This is a genomic window from Paenibacillus sp. FSL M7-0656 (assembly GCF_038003225.1).
Taxonomy (GTDB): Bacteria; Bacillota; Bacilli; order Paenibacillales; family Paenibacillaceae; genus Paenibacillus; species Paenibacillus amylolyticus.
In genome coordinates, this window is sequence record NZ_JBBOOT010000001.1 from 3490400 (window position 1) to 3507044 (window position 16645).

General features: G+C 47.9%; 16 protein-coding genes. 3 read left to right on the forward strand and 13 right to left on the reverse strand.

Annotated features, from left to right (window positions below; all coding sequences use genetic code 11):
- Positions 1–166: 166 nt before the first annotated feature.
- The gene (locus MHI01_RS15370; RefSeq protein ID WP_036668236.1) at positions 167–1435 is read left to right on the forward strand and encodes a BaiN/RdsA family NAD(P)/FAD-dependent oxidoreductase; all 1269 of its coding nucleotides are present in this window, start codon (positions 167–169) and stop codon (positions 1433–1435) included.
- Positions 1436–1577: 142 nt separating this feature from the next.
- Here the strand turns inward: MHI01_RS15370 and MHI01_RS15375 are convergent, their stop codons facing one another.
- From MHI01_RS15375 to MHI01_RS15410, 8 genes are all read right to left on the reverse strand, one after another.
- Entirely contained in the window at positions 1578–1961 is a 384-nt protein-coding gene (locus tag MHI01_RS15375; protein WP_340983519.1) for a hypothetical protein, read from the reverse strand.
- Positions 1962–2073: 112 nt separating this feature from the next.
- Positions 2074–3321, reverse strand: a complete 1248-nt coding sequence (locus tag MHI01_RS15380) for an ABC transporter permease (RefSeq protein WP_340983521.1) — start codon at positions 3319–3321, stop codon at positions 2074–2076.
- 21 nt (positions 3322–3342) lie between these two features.
- Positions 3343–4074 carry an ABC transporter ATP-binding protein gene (locus MHI01_RS15385; protein WP_127550853.1) on the reverse strand — a complete coding sequence of 244 codons (732 nt, stop codon included), beginning with the start codon at positions 4072–4074 and terminating at the stop codon, positions 3343–3345.
- A gap of 96 nt (positions 4075–4170) precedes the next feature.
- Positions 4171–4344 carry a hypothetical protein gene (locus tag MHI01_RS15390; protein ID WP_340983522.1) on the reverse strand — a complete coding sequence of 58 codons (174 nt, stop codon included), beginning with the start codon at positions 4342–4344 and terminating at the stop codon, positions 4171–4173.
- Positions 4341–4604, reverse strand: a complete 264-nt coding sequence (locus MHI01_RS15395) for an AbrB/MazE/SpoVT family DNA-binding domain-containing protein (RefSeq protein ID WP_315373177.1) — start codon at positions 4602–4604, stop codon at positions 4341–4343. The genes MHI01_RS15390 and MHI01_RS15395 overlap by 4 nt, the downstream gene beginning before the upstream one ends.
- Positions 4605–4752: 148 nt before the next feature.
- Positions 4753–6177, reverse strand: a complete 1425-nt coding sequence (locus MHI01_RS15400) for a hypothetical protein (protein WP_340983523.1) — start codon at positions 6175–6177, stop codon at positions 4753–4755.
- Positions 6178–6226: 49 nt separating this feature from the next.
- The gene (locus MHI01_RS15405; RefSeq protein ID WP_127550847.1) at positions 6227–7576 is read right to left on the reverse strand and encodes a hypothetical protein; all 1350 of its coding nucleotides are present in this window, start codon (positions 7574–7576) and stop codon (positions 6227–6229) included.
- Between the two features lie 207 nt (positions 7577–7783).
- Positions 7784–9115 (reverse strand): MFS transporter, encoded by a 1332-nt coding sequence (locus tag MHI01_RS15410; protein WP_340031809.1) that lies wholly within the window; start codon positions 9113–9115, stop codon positions 7784–7786.
- A gap of 347 nt (positions 9116–9462) precedes the next feature.
- Between MHI01_RS15410 and MHI01_RS15415 the strand changes: the two genes are divergently transcribed.
- Positions 9463–9924 (forward strand): MarR family winged helix-turn-helix transcriptional regulator, encoded by a 462-nt coding sequence (locus MHI01_RS15415; RefSeq protein ID WP_338590645.1) that lies wholly within the window; start codon positions 9463–9465, stop codon positions 9922–9924.
- Positions 9925–10336: 412 nt separating this feature from the next.
- Here the strand turns inward: MHI01_RS15415 and MHI01_RS15420 are convergent, their stop codons facing one another.
- The 3 genes from MHI01_RS15420 to MHI01_RS15430 all read right to left on the reverse strand — a co-directional run bounded on the left by MHI01_RS15420 (position 10337) and on the right by MHI01_RS15430 (position 13183).
- On the reverse strand, positions 10337–11842 hold the full coding sequence (locus MHI01_RS15420; RefSeq protein ID WP_340032986.1) for an MDR family MFS transporter: 1506 nt from the start codon (positions 11840–11842) through the stop codon (positions 10337–10339).
- A 272-nt stretch (positions 11843–12114) separates the two neighbouring features.
- Positions 12115–12687, reverse strand: a complete 573-nt coding sequence (locus MHI01_RS15425) for a GNAT family N-acetyltransferase (protein WP_340031808.1) — start codon at positions 12685–12687, stop codon at positions 12115–12117.
- A gap of 199 nt (positions 12688–12886) precedes the next feature.
- Entirely contained in the window at positions 12887–13183 is a 297-nt protein-coding gene (locus MHI01_RS15430) for a hypothetical protein (protein WP_076254765.1), read from the reverse strand.
- A gap of 185 nt (positions 13184–13368) precedes the next feature.
- Between MHI01_RS15430 and MHI01_RS15435 the strand changes: the two genes are divergently transcribed.
- Positions 13369–13866 carry a GAF domain-containing protein gene (locus tag MHI01_RS15435; RefSeq protein ID WP_076320214.1) on the forward strand — a complete coding sequence of 166 codons (498 nt, stop codon included), beginning with the start codon at positions 13369–13371 and terminating at the stop codon, positions 13864–13866.
- Positions 13867–14017: 151 nt separating this feature from the next.
- Here the strand turns inward: MHI01_RS15435 and MHI01_RS15440 are convergent, their stop codons facing one another.
- Entirely contained in the window at positions 14018–14830 is an 813-nt protein-coding gene (locus tag MHI01_RS15440; protein ID WP_340983524.1) for a MerR family transcriptional regulator, read from the reverse strand.
- A 370-nt stretch (positions 14831–15200) separates the two neighbouring features.
- Positions 15201–16625 carry an aldehyde dehydrogenase family protein gene (locus MHI01_RS15445; protein ID WP_340983525.1) on the reverse strand — a complete coding sequence of 475 codons (1425 nt, stop codon included), beginning with the start codon at positions 16623–16625 and terminating at the stop codon, positions 15201–15203.
- Between the last annotated feature and the right edge of the window lie 20 nt (positions 16626–16645).

Sequence of the window (16645 nt, forward strand, 5' to 3'; positions counted from 1 at the left end):
CCCTCATGTATTTCTGATTAAAACATAGGCGACAGTATATTACAATATATCCCTTAAGACTGCGCAATAGAACTGCTCATAACTCCATTATATTTCAGAAAAAGCCAGGAGTAGACACATTTTTCGTAAAACAGACAAAATCAATGAAAAAAGAGGGTAATAACATATGTATGATGTCATTGTAATTGGTGGTGGATCTGCGGGCCTGATGGCTTGCGTTGCTGCTGCCGAGCATGGAGCCTCCGTGCTTCTGCTGGATAAAGGAGATCAACTGGGTCGTAAACTCGGCATCTCTGGCGGAGGTCGATGCAATGTAACCAATGCCAAGGAAACGGATGAACTCATCCGACATATTCCGGGTAATGGACGCTTTTTATATAGTTCGTTTCAAAATTTGGACAACCAGGGAATCATGCGTTTCTTCGAGAATCTCGGAATTGCCCTGAAAGAAGAAGACAACGGCAGAATGTTCCCTGTAACCGATAAAGCGAAAACAGTTGTGGATGCGCTGGTTGGCAAGATTGTCTCCCTCGGCGTTGAGATTCGCACCAAAGAACCGGTCAAGGAAATTATTCAGAATGGTCAGCAGATACAAGGTGTTAAATTGATATCCGGTAAAACCATTCTTGGGCGCTCTGTCATCATCGCTACCGGCGGCAAGTCCGTACCCCAAACGGGATCTACCGGAGATGGTTATCCTTGGGCTGAGGCTGCGGGTCACACGATAACGGAGTTATATCCGACCGAAGTGCCCATTGTGTCTGGAGAGAGTTGGATTCAGTCTAAAGAACTGCAAGGTTTGTCTTTAAGGGATATCGCTCTATCCGTAGTAGATGCCAAAGGAAAAACAGTCATCTCTCATCGCGGGGATATGATCTTCACGCATTTTGGCGTGTCAGGACCGGTTGCACTGCGCTGCAGCCAATTTATCCGCAAGGTTCAGATGAAGTCTGGAAACCCACAGGTCATTATGAGCATTGATCTGTTCCCGGAACTGTCCTTAGGTGCATTAGAAGCACAGGTGCAACAAGTATTGGAACAAGAGTCCCGCAAAGCTGTCAAAAATATTTTAAAAACATGGGTTCCTGAACGTATGATTCCCTTAATGATGAAACGGGCAGAGATCAGCGATGACCTCACGTTCCACCATTTCCCCAAAGGTATGTTAAGCAACTTGTGTGGGCTAATGAAAGCTTTTACCTTTCGTGCAGACGGAACAAGATCGCTCAAAGAAGCCTTTGTTACTGGGGGAGGAATCCACTTAAAGGAGATATACCCAAAAACAATGGAATCCAAGCTGCTGCCTGGACTATTCTTTTGCGGTGAAGTTTTGGATATTCACGGCTACACCGGAGGGTATAATATCACTGCTGCTTTCTCCACGGGATATACGGCTGGCATGCATGCGGCTGAATATAAACACGTTACATCATAATAGGTATTACACCTTTTAACCCGATAATGAATTAGCTCAGATGCCAAAAACCCCGATATCCACTATTGTGGACGATCGGGGTTTTTGGGCATTGTTCCATTTTAGAAAAATTGGCTCGAACTGCTCTTAGCTTGTGATGCTTCTATGCTTTCACACTGCCTGAGAATCCATCAGCCGAATCATCGTATGTTGGGTCATCGCTATAGTTATGTCTGCCTTGCTCCGTCTGGCTTCCCTGGTTTTGGCTCGCATAACCCTCATTCCAGTCTTCATTCACGAGATGAGCCGGAATCGATATATTCTGAAACTGATCCAGCTCTTCCGTTTGTGAGGCAAATACGGCACTTCCTCCATGAGATTGTACAATCTCTACGGCAGACTGAGGATCTTGGCGATCTGTGGGGATGTACAGTTCCAGCGGGCCGGACTGATACGGCTTATATCCCAATTCCTCCAAGGTTGCCCTGGCGGCATTCAACGCTGAACCGTCTGAAAAATGCACCTGTAGTTCGCTATTATCCATCATCGTCTCTTCCTCCTTGCTACAGCTAATCTCTCATCATCCATAGATGAGATTATTCTTCTATAGCATGGTCAGTTATAGCGCACGATATGCTCTGACTTAGAAAGGAATTCCTTTAGGCCCGGGTCAGCCGAACCCATCCGGCAATAGATAAGACGCAGAGTCCAAAAGCCACCGCACCTGCAGCTGTTAAAATACCGACGATCCAGCCGATCCAGGCCAATCCCAGCGTGAATCCCATAAGAATACCAATAGGGATGAACAACATCCGAACCATCATTGAACCTGCAAGATGCAGCGCCTCCGAGTCATACGTTATGAGCTGAACATAGTCGGACGTGGCAAAAACATCCCAGGAACGATAAAACATCACCGTTAACATGATAATCAATAATGCACACACGATGATATTGACCGGAAAAGGCGGTAAGGCAACTGCTGCAATGGACAGTCCTCCAAGCTGCAGATACAATTTCATCGTGGCCGAGTTCCGGAAAAATGCCTTGAATGCAATCTCTGCTGTCCGATTCGCGCTGGAACGATTGCGTAACAGTTTACGCGGTTTGCGGAAGATGATGGACCGTGTTCGTGGGGCTTTCGGCTTGCTCACCGCCCGGCTTAACATTATAGCTGTAAGCTGCAGCCTGCTCCGCAGATCCTCCCGCACATCCCCTTCAAACGTTCCCTTCATCAATAGCCTCATCTGTCCAACTGTAATTAGAAGAAGCATGATAATTACGATTCCAAAACTGATTTTCCACGTCTGTCCATGCATCCATGATGTCGCATGAATGGTCATGTAACCTATGCCAATGACGAGAGGGATCATCTGAATCCAGCGTCGCCATCCAGTATGTCGAACCTTCGTCATATGTAGTGTTATGGCTTGGAATGAAGCTACCGCACCAAACCAGACAGCCATAAGTGCAATCTGGAGATTCGACATCTCATAGACACGGGACCACAGGGGTGCGGTCAGCGCTGTAATCAGGATCATTTTGCCCAGATGTTGCAGACAGGACCGGTAGAGCCCTTGCCTCATTAGCGTTCGCATCCACAACGGCCTTGATTTCAGAAACAATACATCCGCTTCCTCCACAAATATCAACACACCACCGGTAAGCATAACGACGTCAATCAACCCGGTCAGTGCGGGCAACGGTAATCCTGTCGCCCATGCAGGCAGCGGTTTGGTCCACAGACTCGTGTACCATCCAATCAGGTAGAGCACACCCGGAACAAGCAGGTATACCCAAACTGTCCAATCCACGACGAGTCTGAGATTTTTCATCTGTTCCTTGAAATGCTCTTTGCGTCTTCGTCTGTATAAACGAAGTGGGGTATAACGCTGGGAAGTTTCCATTCTCTCTCACCCTCTCTCTATCTAAGACGTCAGTACATCAAAACAGTCAAACAAAGAGGCTTCCGGCAATCCTGCCACTTCACGGATCTCATCCAATGTTCCCTCGGCAGCAGATCTGCCCGAAGCAATCAGAATAAACCGGTCGCAGATTCGTTCAGCGGTATCCAGTACATGCGTAGACATAAGCACACCCGCGCCGCGGCGACGTTCATCATCAAGTAATTTTAGAAAATCCTTGGTTGCACGAGGGTCCAATCCGATGAACGGCTCGTCCACAATATAGATATCCGGTGAAGACAGAAATCCGATCATCAACATCATTTTCTGCCGCATGCCCTTTGAGAAACTGGCTGGAAGATCATTCCGAACGTGGTCCATACCGAAACGAATCAACAGTTCCTCCGCTCTTGCAACAAAAGCTTCTTCCTCCATTTCATACGCCGCTGCCGCCAGATCAAGATGTTCCCATAGGGTCATATATTCATAAAAAACCGGTTGCTCCGGGATATAGGCATAACGACCATCTCCCCCAATCGTCACTTCATAGTTCGCATGTTCCAGCAGACCAAGAAGCGTTTTGATTGTGGTACTTTTGCCCGCACCATTGGGTCCGATAATACCTACCAGTTCTCCTCGTGCCACATTCATTCGAATATTGCGTATGGTTGATTGTCCCGGCTCGTATCCTGCCTCTGTAATATGTACGTCCAATATGGACTCCTGTACTTCCGTACTGTTATATTCCGTTCCCATATCATTCACTCCCTGTTCTGATCAGGCGTTTATTTCATTCTTTATGTTTTATTGTAATCGAGTTGCGGGTTGTATGTTTGATCATTTTGAGCATTTCTATATAGATGGGTAGGCTTCGTTACCAAAAGCTGGTGATTGTGCTCTTACAACCGCAGATTCAAGCAGATCAGAATCTTTAACTCCAATCTGCTCTCCAGGACTGTAACGCTTAATCATAGCGACGTTGATCGCAATAACCTCTTGAATACTCAAATACCGGGTCATGATCATCTGTCCTTGAGACCTTTCAAGGTTTGATCATATTCACCCATCACATCAGCCAATGTATCCATAAAATCACTACTGATTCCGTTAGGCAAATTAACTTTTGCAGACTTTTTAATAATAATCTCCCCATTGGACTGATTTACTTCGATTTGAACCATATCGCCTTGCTCAAGACCAATTTGTTTGAAGGCATCCGTCATTTTTAATCCAAGACTATTACCGAATTTAGTTACTTTTCGTTCCATCTCACTCACCCTATTCATTCATTAATCCCCACTAGTTGTACCATTCAACTGTTATAACAATAACACTGAAACTTTTGTCTATTTGCATATTATTTCAAATTTTATATAAAAAAGAAGCAGGGGTTCCGGAGCCCCTGCTTCTTCATATTACAATGAAAATCTCATATTACCGATTTGTCTCCACCACAAGAGTAGTTTCATTCTCTGCATCTGCATCCACGTTCAGATCCAGTGCGCCGCGGCTTTCGCTCGCGTAGTTGCTGCTGTCGGTACGCTCGCTGTCTTTCACGCTGTTGTTGCGTTCAGATTGAGTCCATGTCGCACTCTCTCCTTCGGCTTTGGCGTTCAGCCCCAGATCCAGTGCTCCGCGGCTTTCGCTCGCATAGCTGCTGCTGTCGGTACGCTCACGGTCATTCACACTGTTGTTTCGTTCAGATTGAGCCATCGTTGCACTCTCTCCTTCGGCATTCACGTTCAGACCGAGATCCAGTGCGCCACGGCTTTCGCTCGCAGTGCTACTGTTCGTGTTACGCTCGCCGTCTTTCACGCTGTTAGTGCGTTCAGATTGAGCCATCGTTGCACTCTCTCCTTCTGCTTTTGCGTTAAGACCTAGATCCAGTGCTCCACGGCTTTCGCTCGCAATGCTACTGTTTACGTTACGCTCACGGTCATTCACGCTATTGTTGCGTTCGGATTGAGTCCATGTCGCACTATCTCCTTCTGCTTTCGCGTTCAGACCCAGATCTAGTACACCGCGGCTTTCGCTCGCATAGCTGCTGTTCGTGTTACGCTCTCTGTCTTTCACGCTGTTGCTGCGTTCAGATTGAGTCCATGTCGCACTCTCTCCTTCTGCTTTTGCGTTCAGACCAAGACCCAGTGCTCCACGGCTTTCACTCGCGTAGCTGTTGTTTACGTTACGCTCACGGTCATTCACGCTGTTGCTGCGTTCAGATTGAGTCATCGTTGCACTCTCTCCTTCGACTTTTGCATTCAGACCGAGATCCAGTGCGCCACGGCTTTCACTCGCATAGCTGCTGTTCGTGTTACGCTCGCTGTCTTTCACGCTGTTATTGCGTTCAGATTGAGTCCATGTTGCACTCTCACCTTCGGCATTCACGTTCAGACTGAGATCCAGCGCTCCACGACTTTCACTCGCATAGCTGCTGTTTACGTTCCGATCATCGCCGCCTCGTGAATAGTCGCTCATCGTTGTACCTTCTCCCGACACATTGGCATTCAGGCCAAGGCCCAGCGTGCCAGAACTGTTACGCTCAGCAGTGTGATTGGAAGAACGATCATTGTATCGGTTTATGCTCTCTGAGGATAAGCCGGCATTAAGGCCAAGATCCAAATTCAATGCTCCAGTTGCACTGGATGAACCTCCGTAGCTACCATGGTTTCCGTAACCTGTGTCACGGTGTCCTGACAGAAGAGATCCCAGTTCCAGGCGCAAACCTGCATTTAGATCCAGATTGCCACTGCTGTTATTGCTATAGCTATCTGCGTAAGTTGCCTGCGAAGCTCCCAGCAATCCAGCTACCAACGTACCCGACAATACCGACAATTTTACCCAACGATTCACTTTTTTCATGATTATATACACTCCTTCTCAATTTTGGTTGAATTAACGCCATTGTTGCCTAAGAGAAAGAGGTATATTGCGGCGGCCGCCCCGGCGGTGCCTGTGACCATTGACTGAACCCATCGAGCCGTTCCATTCGGAAGGCAAAATCGTAATCTGGCGTAACCAGACCCGTTGTTGCTCCCGGAAGTGCAGCGGCTGGAGCGGTTGCTCCACCTCCAGTTACACCGGACGAACCGGAGCTTGTCCCTGCGGAAGCATTAGCTGCTCCGGGAGAAGTTACTGCAACAGACCAACTGGTTGGTCGTTCTGTGCGAGGCTGCAATGGAGATGTTGCATCATCATCATCTTGTTTCAGATCGGCTTCCTGGTTACTCTGCACTTGTTCAGTGACAGCTGGGTCAGCAGATGTCTCATCTACGAGGAATAACTCGTTACCTGGCAAACCTGCATTAACATCCGAATCCTGCGTCAGATCGGTTCCTTCCACAGATAATGCCTGCGGGACAGCAGGTTGTTCTGGACGTACTTCTAGTTCCGTGGTGACCTCCACCACTTTGCCCGTAACCTGTACTGCGTCCTGTCCTTCCTCGTTGTTCTGTGGTGAAACAGGATCTGCGAGTGCACTCGTATTGGAAGTTTCAACATTCGGTGTTTTGACGAGCGTCGGCTTTTCCGGAGTGATTACAGGCGGTTCCGGCTTCACACTTGGAATCTCCACCTTTTCCTGATCAGGATTGAGCTCAGCGGATACGTCTACAACTGGAACTTCTGCTTCCACAGATGGCAGCTGGACATTTCCCTTACTCAGATCCACACGGGATGAAGAGATATTGACCGAAGTAACTTCAGGTACATCCACCTTCACGGAAGGTAATTCAACCTTGCCCTGCCGAAGATCTGTTTTCACAGCAGACGTCTCTGCCTTGATCACCTCGGGTACCTCTGCGGTAACGCCAGGCAAGGAAGCTGTACCTTCGTTGAGGTTCACCTGACTGCTTGATACATCGGCTTTGATCACCGGTGTATCCGCCTGTACAGACGGCAGTTCGACGGTTCCCTTCTTCGCATCAATCCCAATCTCTGATGTTCCGGCCGATCCAAGCGGTGTATCTACTTTCAGCTCAGATACACTCAGCTTACCTGTCGATTCATTCCCTTTGATCGACGGAACTTCAACATCCAGTAGTGGTGTGGATACCGATACCGACGGAGTCAAATTCAACCCGCCATCCGAATCACGTGAAAACAAATTTAGCGACAATCCACTGGACGGTTTTTCAGAAGATACCTGAGCCTCGTCTGCGTATACATGTGACGATCCAAACCCCAGCATCAAAGTCCCGGCAAGTATTGCCAGTGGTATGCTTCCAAGACGCATAATCGATTTTGGTAACTTTACATTCAAGTTGCTTCACCCCCTTTCCGCTAATGCGTTGGTGGGACAAGGCATATGAGTTTTCCCCTAGGAATAATTAGAATACAGGGATTTCTGCCTGTTCCTCATTAAACGTGAAGGCGTTTACTCAAACGCTTTATAATCAAAAACTTAAAATTTGAAGTAAATTCAAACCTTCATTTCAACTGTTCTAACCTGAGCAGATCCGGCCCGTTTTCAGTCGCCTGCAATCATGGTCTTGGCTTCAATGGAGCCAGTCAGATCGGCTTTTTCCCCGCTACGTTTCATCAAATAAATCAAACCAAGCAGGGTCAGCAAAATGCCTGAACAGACAAAAGCCGGCACTACACCAAATGAAGTGACCATGAATCCGCCTACCACCGGGCCCATAATGTTACTGGCTGTCATCACGCTGCCTACCGTTCCAAATACCCTGCCTGTCATCGCCTCAGGTGTTTGTTCCTGCAACAGGATCTGAAAGGGGACAATCGCAAACCCAATTCCGACACCTGCCAGGGCAAAGAGGGATACTAACAACAGATTGGCACCTAGCCCGGCGTGCGGCCAAATCCCAACAATAACTCCGGCTCCGCCGATAACCAGACCCATGAGTGTGGTACCCAGACCCATTTTCAAAACATGCCCTGCATGCTTCCACTTCCGTACACTCATCGCTGCAATTAATGTACCTGCGCCACTTGCTGCCACGCACCATCCCAGCAGATCAGTTGAAATTCCGGGAAGTTGTCTGAATAACACCACAGTCTGTGAATCGGCAAATTGCAGAAAAAGTATGGCTGAAGCAAGCAAAATCAGAGACGTTCCTACATGAGGGAGAGATGCAAGCATGCGGATACCCTCCAGTGTTTCTTTCCAAAAAGAGCCTTTTGAGCGGTTGCGAACATCCCCAGCTGGCTCTTCCTCTACTTCTGTTACGTTATGAATTGCGGTTTGGATCACCCGAGTTCCAGGAATCCACAATAAAATGATGCCGGAGATCAGAAAAGACGCTGAATCGAGAACAAAACACCAGGTAATGCCAAAAGCGGCTACCAAAAGTCCGCCAAGCGCCGGACCAATAATTTTGGACATCTGTTCGATCACCGAGCTGATGGATACAGCTTGGGCAAGCTGTTCCCGAGGTACAATTTCCTTCAGCTTTCCGTTTTTGGCCGGAGAGAACATGACATCGAACAAGGATTTGAGGACAAGCAGTATGTAGACGTGCCAGATCTGATCAGCAAAAATTAACGCACCCACGATGATAACCCGTGCACCATCGGCGACAATCATCAGCCATTTTCGGTTCAGGCGATCTGCAAGTGTGCCTGCGAATGGCCCTGTCAACAGAATGGGTAGTGCTGCGGAAAGTGTGACAAATGTAATCTCCCAAGGCGTTGCATTCCAGCGGATACCCACGAGGGTCAGAATTGCGAGCAGATGCAGCCAATCACCCAGATTGGAAATAGCCTGTGCCACCATCAATGTTACAAAAGATCGGTTATTCTTCAGCGGTCGTTGTCCTTCAAACGTTAAATCACTTGTCATCCTTCTTCTCCTCCATTATATTCCAATTCATAGTATGAACTCATTATATAGAGCAGCCCTTAACTCGACCTCCTGCCAGAGGCGGAGAAAAAGCGACATCTGAAGGATGATTTTTCAGCATGATGAATGATCAAATTTTAAATGCTAAAAATGCAAATCTTGTGACATATCGCATGTTTTTCGTAGAAATAGAAGTTTACAATTAAACCATGGCGACAACCTGAATCGTCAAACATAACTAACCAACTCATATAAGTTGAAATTATCTTTTACATGAACAGCATAACGGAGAGGACCCCTCTTCATCATTTCAACTTATAAAACTAATCTGAAAAGGCGGGATCAGCATGCTGGAATTACAAGAAATCGGAACCGAACGTTCACTTCATCTGTACCGCACCTTGGCCCAGACATTCAAGAGCGTGAATGAACACGCTGTATCCGGAAGCAAAGTGCATGGCTTCAACCCCACCGCATACGGGGTGCTCGAAGTGTTATATATGAAAGGAGCTCAGCCGATTCAACAGGTTGGCGCACAACTTCTGCTGCAAAGTGGTAATGTGACCTATGTGATCGATAAGCTGGAGCAAAAAGGATTGTTACACCGCAAACATTGTCCGCAAGACAGACGTATCATCTTTGTGGAACTGACCGAAGAAGGACAGCGCACCATGGATGACATCTATCCAGGCTATGCGTTGAAGATTGATCGGGCGGTAAGTGGACTAAGTGAGGAAGACAAGGAATTGCTGTCCGAACTCTTGGGAAGGCTTGCACATTCCGCAGACCGTTTATCAGCGAGCAACTAGAGCGTATCTTTAAACCTGTCGAAAGCGGGAGCGCTAACGAACCTTTGACGTCTTATTCAGGGGTTTGAAGCGCTTGCAGCATTTTAAGGAATCTGACACACGCTATCTTTGAATAAACAGCCGTTTACAACGTGTTTTTCAGGTGATTTCGGGAAATAAGTTGTCTCATGTTCCTTACAATTGAGAAAGAGGAGCAGAAGGTCAAATAAGACGTCCTCCGTTCCTTAGAAATTCGTCTGGACGATTCACCAGGATCAGCCAGCCTGTACTTCAAAATGCTTTAGACCCGGACATCCCCCAACGTATCGCTTGCCTGAGTTTGAAGATACACTCTAGTCCACGCACATGTGCCAACAAAAATAACCGGATTTGCCTGACATCGGCGAATCCGGTTTTTCGTATACATCCACTTTTACTTTGAGCCTTGTGGCTGCGGGGGAGCATCTGCATCTTCGGGTACAATTAAACGTTTGCGTAGAGCAAGCGTCGTTACCCACGAGACCAGTGCAATGACAAACATAATGACAAACAGGGAATGCAGGCTTCCTTCCAGCACGTTACGCAGTAGCGCCCATTTGTCATCAGATAGCGCTGCATCCGTATGTGGTGCGAGCAGTTCATTCAGATCATTCTCCGAAATTCCAGCCTCCGCCAGATTCTGTTCACTGGATAACGTGGAGATCCGATAGTTCAACCACGTGCCAAAAGCCGCTGCACCAATCGTCTGTCCCAACGTACGCATGAATGTGTGCAGTGCCGTAGAGGAGCCACGCTCCTTATACCCTACTGAAGACTGCGCAATAATGGTGAAGATCGTAAACGCAAACCCGAAACCGAGACCATATATAAAGGTCAGTATAAATAGCACAGCCTGCGGGGATGTCCCGCCCACCAGAAAGAGTCCACCCGATCCAATCGCAATACCGGTTAACCCAATCAATGCAGTCATACGTGATCCAATTTTCATCAACAGGCGGCCTGCCATCACACTACCAATGAGCCAACCCACCGACATCGGCGCGAGCAACAGCCCGGATTCCGTCGCATTACCTCCCCGAACCCCCTGCACCCAGAGCGGCAAATAACTGGTCAGGCCGATCATCAAAGTACTGGTCAGGAGTCCGGCGATATTCGCCACACGGATGTCCCGAATTCGGAACAAATGTAGTGGAACCATGGGGGCCTGAGCTCTTTTTTCCACCACAAAAAATAATATAATAAACAGAGCGGCGACCACACTCAGCACAACAATCAACGGAGAACTCCAGGCATAATACTGCCCACCCGCCGACAGGACAAATAACAATGCAGTAATGCCCACCGTGAAGGTCAGCGCACCGACATAGTCAATTTTGGCTGTACGCGGCGAGATATCTTCCTTCAGATAACGAAATACAAACCACATCGCAAGCAAACCAAATGGCACATTAAAACCAAAGATCCACTGCCAGCCCAGATTATCTACAAAATAACCGCCAAGCAGCGGTCCCGCCAGAGATGAAATGCCCCACACGGAGCTAATCCAGCCCTGGATTTTGCCACGTTCTTCAATGGCATAAATGTCCCCAATAATCGTAAATGTAACAGGAACTACCGCACCCGCACCAATCCCTTGAATAGCACGGAAAATAATCAATTGCTCCATGTTCTGCGACAGACAGCACAAGAGTGAACCCAGTAAAAATAAGGCACAGCCAATCAGAAATACAGGCTTTCGTCCATACAGGTCACTGATTTTACCGAAAATGGGCGTACTCACAGCCATCGTCAACAGGTATGCGGTGAAAATCCAGCTCAGCAGCTGTACACTCCCCAGCTCACTGACAATGGTCGGCCCTGCCGGACCAATTACGGTGCCTTCAATCGCTGACAGAAATGTCGCGAGCAACAGCCCTGTCAAGATGAAACTGCGCTTCAAACCTCCGGTTGCATTCACACAAACCCTTCTCTCTTCATTCTCTATATAATTGGTACGTTAATTTACACCTCTACTACGAACCAGAACAAGCTTCCAATCGCTGTTATCCCCAGATTTTTTCTTCTCCTCTCTAAAGGAGAAATCCGTTGATAGCGTATGCTTCCGATGTAGCTTTCTTTCAGAAAGCTTTAAAGGCGATCGCTTCGCTTCTCCAGCTTTGTTCTGTTTCTTCGTTTACGTGTAAATTTAAAAGCAATTATATATTGTCTCTTTTATTTACCTTTCTTACGAAGAAACTCATCATACAACATGGAATACATCACCATATCCTTGTATCCAGTGGACGTATGTTGCACCTGTCGCAGCAATCCTTCCCGCGTGAAACCGCGGTTTGTCAGGAACTCGCCGGAAGCCAGATTACGTGGATCAACCAGCGCTTCAATTCGATTAAGACCCATGGTCTCATATCCAAAGGGCAGCAATGCGGAGAAAGCCTCCGTCATATAACCATGGCGCCAATAATTACGTCCCAGCTCATAACCGATCTCACCCCGGAATGCGCCTTCAAGCTGCCATGTGTTAAAGCCACAGCTACCGATGAGCTTGCCTGTTTCTTTAAGTTCGATCCCCCAGCGGATCGCATCCTCTTCTCCTGCCATTTGGTTGAGCAGTCCAATCATGTCCGCCGCTTCGCTTGTCCCAATCATGGGTGCAAGATTCATGTAACGGGTCACCTCGCGATCTGACCAACATGCGAACATCTGGGCCGCATCCCGGCGACGCATTTTACGCAGACGAAGCCGCGCAGTCTCCATTTCGGGAATTCTTCCTTTGCATTTATACATATAAAGACACCCCGATCCGATCTATCTCCGCAGACCATAATATTCACTAGTCATCTAATCATAACCTGCGCCGAATGGCAACTGTTCAGTCATGCACATACGTCAAAAAACCGGGCCAATTTCGCTCCCGGTCTTGTTGTACGTATGGATCCATTCAAGTTTGAGTGAATTACGGAATCATGGCTTGTCCAAATAAATTTTAAGCTTTGGACGTTTTCTTGCCCTTCCCCAGTAATTCATCGCTAACCCGGCCAAACACAGCCGTGATTTCCTTGAATTCTTCGATGCCAGTCCCGGTCAGGCTCCATTGGTCCCCGTGGGCGGTCAGGAAGTTCTCCTGTGTCAGGTGTTCAAGCTCCTGCTTGATCTCCCGCTCTCCAACGCGATATCCCCGTTCTTCCAATAGGGGTAGTGCCTCGCTAACGTTCAAATCCTGATTTTGCGCGAAATGTAGTAGATGAATCCGTACAAAAAGATTCTGTACCTCTGCATGCATAAGCCAAGCTCCTTCCCGGGTTATAGCCCTCCGTGGTTGCTAAGTAATTACCCCACGTAAGAAGCTGAGAAACAGGAGGATTCTTCAGGTATTCCCTTCCCTTTCCGAAATCCTCCGCTTGACTAACCGCATCCTCTGCACTATCTTGAAAATAAGTACCATTTTGCTCGGGAGGGTGATTTACCATGTTTCAAGCTGTTTCCTATGAAGGAACACGAAGTGAGCAGCACACCGCCGTCCTGGGACAGTTAAGTGCTCTGATCCGCGATGAACCTAGTGCGATTGCCAATCTGGCGAACGCTGCTGCGCTGCTCAATGTATTTATGACCGACACCAATTGGGTCGGCTTCTATCTGTATGATGGAAAAGAACTGGTCCTCGGGCCATTCCAAGGACTGCCTGCCTGTATCCGAATTCCATTGGGACGTGGTGTATGCGGCACATCTGCTGCCGAAAAACGTACCATGGTCGTTGATGATGTTCATGCCTTCCCAGGCCACATTGCCTGCGATGCAGCATCGAACAGTGAGATTGTCGTACCGATTATCAAAAACGGCGAGCTGTACGGGGTGCTGGATATCGACAGCCCGATCAAAAACCGTTTTGACGACGAAGACCGCGTCTTCCTGGAGAAAGCCGTAAGCCTGCTCACAGAGCAGTTGGAAGCAACCATACCCCTTTAGGAAATGATGAATAAGGTGATCGGAGTCTCATCACACACGATGATGAAGAACCAGTAATAACAAAGAGCGCAGTCCTCTCAGAGGTCTGCGCTCTTTGTTATCCATTATGATTCACACCCATGTTCTTGCTCGCCCATGTTACTTTATGCATCTAGGATAATTCATGTTCCGCTTTAATCATCATCCCATCCCGCAGGAATTCAGCCAGCCTCGGGTGGTAACCATCATACATCTGACGGAAATTTTTATGCTCTACATACAGATTGGCCAAATCCCGATAGATCTCAGCGGTGGGTGTATAATAACCTTTGATCCATTCAAGATGCCTGCCAATAATCTGTTGTACTTTTGCACTACCGGGCTCCAATCCGTCCTCAATGGCCTGTTGCAAGTCCAGATGAACTTGATCAATTTTCGCCTGGGAATCCAGATAATCTTCTTTTGACTTCAACTCCTGATTTTCAGGTAATGTGGATGAATTGGAAGATTGGATGTCGGACCTCTGAGCACCGTCTGTCTGCACATGGTTCATATTATTAGTGACTACAGCTTCAGAACCCGATTCATTCAGCAACTGGTGACGCCCCTTATTTACAAAACCGATATAAAGATCATGTTCATCAATTTCCTGTTCACCTTGCAAATGAGAGATCGTTTTGTCCAGTGTCTGAATCAATCCATGCAGACGCAATGCCTTCTCCAGAATATCAATGCGATGCTGCTTCATGATGCGTATGACATCCTGAGGATTATCCCGGAGCATCGGGGCAATCTCATTCTCCTTCATACCTACTTCCTTACAGAAAAGGATTTGCTGGAGTCTCAGCAATTCCTGCTTTTCATAATAGATGTCCTCATCTATATCCCCAAAAGCCGGATTCAGAAGACCTGTCTCCGCATACTGGCTCAGTTCGTTCAGACTTACGCCTGACATTCCCGATACGTCAACCATGGAATATGCCATTTGAATACACCTCCTGCCTGTCCTGCAACTCCAGAGTTCAGGCTTAATTCATACTGCATTGTATTTGAATAATGAGAGAATATAAGACTTTCGGCAATGCTGTACCGCTTCATTCCGCTCGTGCTCTGGATGGGTACATCATGCTTCGGTGATATGAGCGGCGTTTGGTCAGTTATGTTGCGGTATGTTAACTATGTTATACCCGTCTCATCAGATGTGAACCCGCAGTCGGCGAAGAATCCGCATGTATTTTTTGAAAACTTTTTCCATGATCTTCATATAAAAAAACCTGTGCCATTATTCTGGCACAGGCGTGTGTGGTTATGTTTTCATTGGCATACGGTATATTGAGTAAAATAATGGAAGAGAATCACCCTTTGTTAAACATAACAAATTTCAATTCCGTCATTTCCTCTACAGCATATTTTACACCTTCACGTCCGATACCACTCTGTTTCACCCCACCATAGGGCATATGATCCACTCGGAACGTCGGAATATCATTAATCATAACTCCGCCTGCTTCAATCTGATCGACAGCATGGAGGGCGGTATGGATATCGTTTGTAAATACGCCTGCCTGAAGCCCGTATATCGAATCGTTAACATGTTCAATACCCTCTTCAACGGAATCTACCGTATTGATCACAACGATGGGTGCAAACACTTCCTGACAGGATACCTTGGCATCACGCGGAACGTTAATCAATACCGTTGGACGAAGAATGCCTCCTTCAGCTTGACCGCCTGCTGCCACCTCAGCCCCTGCCTGTTTGGCTTCTTCAATCCAGTCGAGTGTACGCTGTACATCCTTGGAGGTAATCAGCGCAGAGACCACCGTATCCGGGCTCAGTGGGTCTCCGACCACCACTTGTTTAGCCGCTTCAGCAAAACGCCGGATGAATTCTTCCGAGATGTCACGATGTACGTAGATTCGCTGTAGCGAGATACATACCTGTCCCTGATACGTGAAAGCTCCCGTCACACATCGAGGAACCACTTTGTCCAGGTCTGCGTCCTTATCCACAATGACCGCTGCATTCGACCCAAGCTCCAGTGTCACGCGTTTGAGTCCTGCTTTGCTACGAATGCTCGTGCCTACCGCTGGACTGCCTGTAAACGTAATGTGAGCAACACGGGGGTGCTCCACAAGCACATCACCAATGGTTTTGCCATCACCGCTCACCACGTTCAGTGCACCATCCGGCAATCCGGCTTCCTGAAGCAGATTAGCGATGTAATAGGAAGACAGAGGCGTCTGCTCCGCAGGTTTGAGAACAATCGTATTGCCTGCTGCCAGCGCTGGACCTACCTTGTGGGCTACCAGATTCATTGGAAAATTAAACGGTGTAATCGCACCGATGACACCTAGAGGTTGCCGCATCGTGTAACCGATACGTCCTTCTCCACCTTTGGCTGCACCCATCGGAACCGTCTCTCCGGTCAGTCGCTTGGCTTCCTCAGCGGCAAAACGATACGTTTCCACCGTCCGGTCAACCTCGGCCAGCGCTGCGGTAATCGGCTTCGCCGCTTCAAGCGCTATTATTCGCGCTGCTTCTTCCTTGCGTTCTTCGAGCATGGAGGACAACTTGTACAGAATATCTGCACGCTGATGTGCAGGCATCTGGCGCATTGCCTTCCCAGCCTGAACGGCAGCTGCAATAGCAGCCTCCGCTTCCTCGGCTGAAGCCGACGAGACTTCTGCGAGCGTTTCCCCGGAGTATGGTGCTTGAAGTGTTTTATAATCTACGGATTCGGTGGGTTTGCCACCGATAAACAGATGTTGTTTTTTCATATGCTGCATCCTCCATCCTT